Source organism: Cellvibrio sp., assembly GCF_053579595.1.
Window position 1 is genome coordinate 1 of sequence record NZ_JBRFPI010000300.1, and the last position, 5,717, is coordinate 5,717.

General features: G+C 49.7%; 5 protein-coding genes and 1 pseudogene. All 6 read left to right on the plus strand.

Translation table 11 applies throughout. From position 1 onward, the window contains the following. A pseudogene (locus tag ACWA6V_RS16145) lies at positions 1 to 714 on the plus strand (electron transport complex subunit RsxC); the annotation flags it as partial. A 3-nt stretch (positions 715 to 717) separates the two neighbouring features. Then, the gene (gene rsxD / locus ACWA6V_RS16150) at positions 718 to 1,794 is read left to right on the plus strand and encodes an electron transport complex subunit RsxD (protein WP_449523455.1); all 1,077 of its coding nucleotides are present in this window, start codon (positions 718 to 720) and stop codon (positions 1,792 to 1,794) included. After that, on the plus strand, positions 1,794 to 2,465 hold the full coding sequence (gene rsxG, locus ACWA6V_RS16155) for an electron transport complex subunit RsxG (protein ID WP_449523456.1): 672 nt from the start codon (positions 1,794 to 1,796) through the stop codon (positions 2,463 to 2,465). The genes rsxD and rsxG overlap by 1 nt, the downstream gene beginning before the upstream one ends. Beyond that, complete coding sequence (locus ACWA6V_RS16160) at positions 2,458 to 3,177, plus strand: electron transport complex subunit E (RefSeq protein ID WP_449523457.1); 720 nt, start codon at positions 2,458 to 2,460, stop codon at positions 3,175 to 3,177. The genes rsxG and ACWA6V_RS16160 overlap by 8 nt, the downstream gene beginning before the upstream one ends. A gap of 29 nt (positions 3,178 to 3,206) precedes the next feature. Next, positions 3,207 to 4,037, plus strand: a complete 831-nt coding sequence (locus ACWA6V_RS16165) for a mechanosensitive ion channel family protein (RefSeq protein WP_449523458.1) — start codon at positions 3,207 to 3,209, stop codon at positions 4,035 to 4,037. Positions 4,038 to 4,648: 611 nt separating this feature from the next. Then, on the plus strand, positions 4,649 to 5,717 hold a 1,069-nt coding region (locus ACWA6V_RS16170), incomplete at its 3' end, for a glycoside hydrolase family 5 protein (protein ID WP_449523459.1).

Below are 5,717 nucleotides of genomic sequence, written 5' to 3' on the forward strand. Positions count from 1 at the left end.
CCAGTCATTAGCGACGAGCAGCTGGTTAAACAGCAAGTGCGTATTAAACAGGCTGAATTAAAACTCGCCGAAGCCGAGAAAAAGCTCGCCGACTTCTCTGCACAAACAAGTAACGCCGAACCAGGGGCAACTTCAGCTCCGGTTACCGTTGCAGCCGCCGCAGTAGCACCAGCAGTCGACATGAACGACCCGGTTGCCGCCGCTATCGCCCGAGCGCAAGCCAAGTTGACTATGTCACCGGAAGATAAAGCGCGCGCGAATCTGGAATCCTTGCGTGCACGCTTGGCGAAAGCGGAAGAGAAAGTCGCCGCCGCTAAAACGGAAGGCAGCGCCAATTTGGATGCGTTACAGCAAGGCGCTGAAAAACTGCAGCAAAAAATTACCGAGGCACTCGGTGAGCTGACAGCATTGGGCATTAAGGATGAACCTATCGCAGTGCCTGAACCTGTGGCACCAGTTGCACCGGTCGCAGAACCTGTGTCCGCAGAACAAAGTGCAGCTCAAGCCGCGATAGAAAAAGCCAAAGCCAAGGCTGCGGCGATGGCAAGCATGAGCGATGAAGAAAAACGGGCCGAGCAGATCCAATCCCTGCAGACCCGCTTACAAAAAGCACGCGAGCGTTTGGCGAAAGCCGAAGCAGAAAACGACGCAAATATAGAAGCCTTCCGCGCGGGTGTGACCAAGCTGGAAGAAAAACTGAATGAGCTGGCCTAAAACATGGCGTTATTAAATATCACCTCGCCCCATACCCACGGGGCCAATCGCACCGGGCGCATTATGCGCCTGGTGGTTTACGCCACCATCCCCGGCATAGTCGCACTCACCCATTTTTTTGGCATTGGTGTGCTGATCAATGTGCTTCTAGCGAGCCTGAGTTGTATTGCCTTTGAAGCACTGGTAATGAAACTGCGCGCGCGCCCGATTATGTTCTACTTGCGCGATTGCAGCGCTCTGGTGACTGGCGTTTTGATCGGTGTTTCGCTGCCGCCCTATTGCCCCTGGTGGCTGGTGATCAGCGCGAGTTTTGTGGCGATTGTATTAGCCAAACAGCTCTACGGCGGCATGGGATTTAACCCGTTTAATCCGGCGATGGTCGCCTATGTCTTGCTGCTGATTTCTTTCCCGGTGCAGATGACCCAGTGGGCGACACCCCTGCCGATGCTCGCCGATGGTCAAACCGCTCCAAGCCTTGTCGCCGCGTTGGAGCAAATCTTTTTGGGCACACCCATCGACGGTTACAGCTCTGCGACCGTTTTGGATGTAATGAAACAGAACTCCGGCCTAACGCTGGATGCTCTCTATCAACAGCAGCCGGTATTTGCCGAAGGCCGCTGGGCGGGCGCAGGTTGGGAGTGGGTGAATATCGCGTTTTTACTGGGCGGGATTTATCTGCTCTATAAAAAAGTGTTCACTTGGCATGCACCTATCTCAATGCTGCTTGCATTGGTGGTTATGTCCGCATTGTTTTACGACAGCGGCAGCTCCAACTCCGGCGGCTCACCGATTTATCACCTGCTCTCGGGCGCGACTATGCTCGGCGCCTTTTTTATCGTGACTGATCCGGTTAGCTCCGCAGTGAGCACACGCGGACGTATCGTTTACGGCGCGTTGATTGGTGTATTGATTTATGTGATTCGCGCTTGGGGCACCAGTTACCCGGATGGTGTTGGCTTTGCGGTGTTGCTGATGAACTTTGCCGCGCCGTTTATCGATTACTACACCACGCCGCGCACCTACGGCCACAAAAAACCACGCCGCGCGACTGACGCCAGCAAACAAGATGGAGGTCACTGATGCTCGGCCAATCCATTAGCAAAAATAGTTTGCTGCTTGCCGCGTTTGCACTGGCAACGGCTGGTACGCTTGCGCTCACTAATCTCGGTACCAAAGATCGCATCGCTGCCGCTGAACGCGCGGCGCAACAGCGCGCACTATTTGAAATTATCCCGCTGCCCAGCCACGATAACGATTTGCTCAACGATGTGATTCCGGTTCCGCAAAGTGCGCAGGAATTACTGAATGTCGGCAGTGAAGCCAGTATTTATCGCGCGCGCCGCAATGGAGAAATCACCGCGCTGATTATTCCCGCGCGCGCGCCTGATGGTTACTCGGGTGATATCGATATGATCGTCGGCGTAAATCGCGATGGCAGCGTCGCCGGTGTGCGCATTATCAGACATAAAGAAACACCCGGTTTGGGCGATAAAATCGATCTCAAAAAACACCAGTGGATTTTAAGTTTTGATGGAAAAAATTTGCAGGTGCCTTTTATCGACGAATGGAAAGTAAAAAAAGACGGCGGCGTGTTTGATCAATTTGCTGGTGCGACTATTACGCCGCGCGCCGTTGTGGGCCAAGTAAAACGCGTGCTCGAAGTTGTTGCCGCTAACCAGCAAACTTTGTTCAGCGATACGCTGCTAACTCCTACTGCACAACCGTCAGACACAGGTAAAGACCATGAGTAATGACGTAGATTACAAAGAAATTACCCAAAAAGGTTTGTGGGGCAACAACGCCGCACTGGTGCAATTACTCGGGCTGTGCCCGCTGCTCGCGGTCAGCTCTACTGTCGTCAATGCGCTGGGCTTAGGCTTGGCCACGCTGATCGTGCTGGTTATTTCCAACTCGGTGGTGTCGTTGATTCGTCGTCAAGTGAGCGACGCTGTCCGCCTGCCTGCCTTTGTGATGATCATCGCCTCGGCAGTAACCTGCACCGAATTATTGATGAAAGCGTTTACCTACGAACTCTATTTAATTCTCGGGATATTTATTCCACTAATCGTTACCAACTGCGCCGTACTCGGCCGCGCCGATGCCTTTGCCAGCAAAAACAAATTAATCCCTTCTGCTGTTGACGGTTTTATGATGGGCATGGGGTTTATGCTGGTATTGATCGCTGTAGGCGCGGTGCGCGAATTACTCGGCACCGGTCATTTATTTGCTGATATGCATTTGATATTTGGTGAGTCGGCGCGTAGCTGGCAGCTGAATGTTTTTGGCGAAAGTTTTCCCAATGTCATTTTTGCGTTGCTGCCACCCGGTGCGTTTATTGTGGTGGGTTTTCTAATTGCCGGTAAAAATCTGATTGATGCAAAATTAAAAGCGCGCGCTGATGCACTCAAAGCACAGACCACCAAAGGCAGTAAGCGTGTACGCACTACCGGCAGCGTCGCTTAATAAGTATTGCCTGATAGAGGAAGTGAAGCATGTTTGATATAGATAAAGCTGAATTGCTCGCGTTTTACACAAAGTTCGTCGAACCCTGGAGCGTAAAAATTCTTATCGCACTGGTGATTTTTATCATCGGTCAATTGATTGCAAAAATTATCGCGGGCGTGCTGGGTAAGGTATTACGCCACACCAAACTCGACAAAATTCTGGTCGAATTTATCCAATCACTCGTCAATGCCCTCTTGCTGATATTTGTGATTGTCGCCGCGCTTGATCAGCTGGGCGTTAACACTAACTCCGTCATCGCCGTTTTGGGTGCGGCCGGTTTAGCGATTGGTCTGGCGCTACAAGGTTCGTTGCAAAATTTTGCAGCCGGTTTCATGTTACTAATTTTTCGTCCCTTCAAAGGCGGCGATTTTGTGGAAGCAGCAGGCACCGCCGGTGTTATCGAAAAAATTGGTATTTTTTCAACAACCCTGCACACCGGCGATAACAAAGAAGTGATCATCCCCAACAGCGCCATTTACAGCAGCAACATCATCAACTATTCCAAGCGCCCTACCCGTCGCATCGATATGATTTTCAGTATCGGCTATGAAGACAATATCCGCACCGCTCGCGACGTCATCGCCAACATCCTCAGAGACGAACCACGCATACTACCTGAACCGGAACCGCTGATTGCCGTGGGCGAGCTGGGTGCTAGCAGCGTAAATTTGTTTGTGCGCCCCTGGGTAAAAACCGATGATTATTGGGATGTAAAATTCGCCCTCACCGAAAAGATCAAACTCGCCTTTGATGAAAATGGCATTACCATTCCTTTTCCGCAAATGGACATTCGTTGGACCAAACCTCCGGTAGCCTAAGCAGCAGCGCTACGACGCTTTCGGTGTAGCGCTATCCTCCCTACTTTTGTGCATGCAGTTAGAACGCTTTGTTTAATGCGCCAAATTAGCCTTGGCGCCTCCCCTGGCAATACGCCCCCTGCTAAATTAAATATCGGTACTTTACTCGGACAAAACAAAAACGGTTTGGGAGCCCGAGACCAACCACAATAAATTCATTTGAATACATTCCGTTACCCTAATTCCCACTTATGCGGGCAGCATTTCAGCTTACCTCGATAAAACCAGAAAGCATTTTTTTAATCACCTTATAACGAATTTTTTTCGTATTGTTATAAGTTGTTGATTTTAAATAACTTGGTTTTAAAACGTCTTCCGTACCCCGCCCCCAAAACATCTCCCACGACGTATGAATTAAAAGTGGGACTTTAAATACACGTACGATTTAACGCCATTAAGTTGATTTGCAGTTTGCAAGACTCCTGCTTTTGTAAAAAGACTTAGCCTTTCAATCGCGAATCGGATGATTCGGGAAAGCGTTGCGTTACGACAACGCCCTCTCTGTAGTCGGTACAGATATACCTCCCAATAATGAATAAAACGAGGATTATATGTTTAGATTTTTTAACCCTATGAAAGCTCTTAAAATCGGCTTGTCCTGCCTTGCATTGGCAGGATGCTTTTTGTTCTCAACTACCACCTATGCGCAGTATGTCCGGGCTAACGGCAATCAGATTGTTGATGAAAGTGGGCAACCACTCTTTTTCAACGGAACCAATCTGGGCAACTGGTTGCTGTGGGAAGGTTATTTAATGATGGGGGAAAATGGGTATCTCACCCACTCCCAGTTTCTGAATAAGCTGACAACTGCTGTTGGCAGCAGAGAAAAAGCGAAAGAGTTTGAGCGGCAATGGCGCTTGAATTATGTGACGCAGGAGACCATCGACGAGCTGGTAGGTCTGGGCTACAACTCGGTTCGAGTGCCTTTTCACTACAACATGTTTTACAACAAAGATACCAAACAGCTGACCGACGACGGATTTAAGTATATCGACAACCTGATCGAATATTGTCGGAATAAGAAAATGTACATCCTGCTGGACATGCATGCTGCACCCGGTTACCAGAATCCGGGCGATCACAGCGACAATCAATATGCCATGGGGCGCACTGACGATTGGGGCAAAGCAGAAGACCGGAAAACCGTCGGGTTTTGGGATGGTACTGTCAACGGTGCTATCGGCGAAAACGTGAAGATTGCAAGTCAAGTCTGGCGGCATATCGCCCTGCGATACAAGGATCAACCTATCATTTGGGGTTATGACCTGATCAATGAGCCAGTGACTAAAGAAGGGGAAGGCAACCGGTTAATGCCCTCGTTTAAAGCTATGAGGGATGCAATCCGCGAAGTGGATCCCAATCACATAATCGTGTTAGAGGGTGATTGGTGGGGAAGTTACATGAATGTTTTCGATGCCCCCATGATCGACAACAATATTGTTTTACAAACCCATCACTATGTTCACGGCGTCCAAGCGGATATAGCCCTGCTGCACGAGCGAGCAGACCTGGCGAACAAACTGAATGTCCCCATCATCCTCGGTGAATTCGGTGAGGATAACCTTGATTATTTACGCCAAATTGCAAATATCGCCAGAGATCGCTACGACGGTTCTTTTGCATGGTCGTTTAAAAAAGTCA

Coding starts and splice junctions, on each gene's coding strand:
- rsxD (WP_449523455.1), top strand. CDS start 718: ATGGCGTTATTAAATATCACCTCGCCCCATACCCACGGGGCCAATCGC.
- ACWA6V_RS16165 (WP_449523458.1), top strand. CDS start 3,207: ATGTTTGATATAGATAAAGCTGAATTGCTCGCGTTTTACACAAAGTTC.
- ACWA6V_RS16160 (WP_449523457.1), top strand. CDS start 2,458: ATGAGTAATGACGTAGATTACAAAGAAATTACCCAAAAAGGTTTGTGG.
- rsxG (WP_449523456.1), top strand. CDS start 1,794: ATGCTCGGCCAATCCATTAGCAAAAATAGTTTGCTGCTTGCCGCGTTT.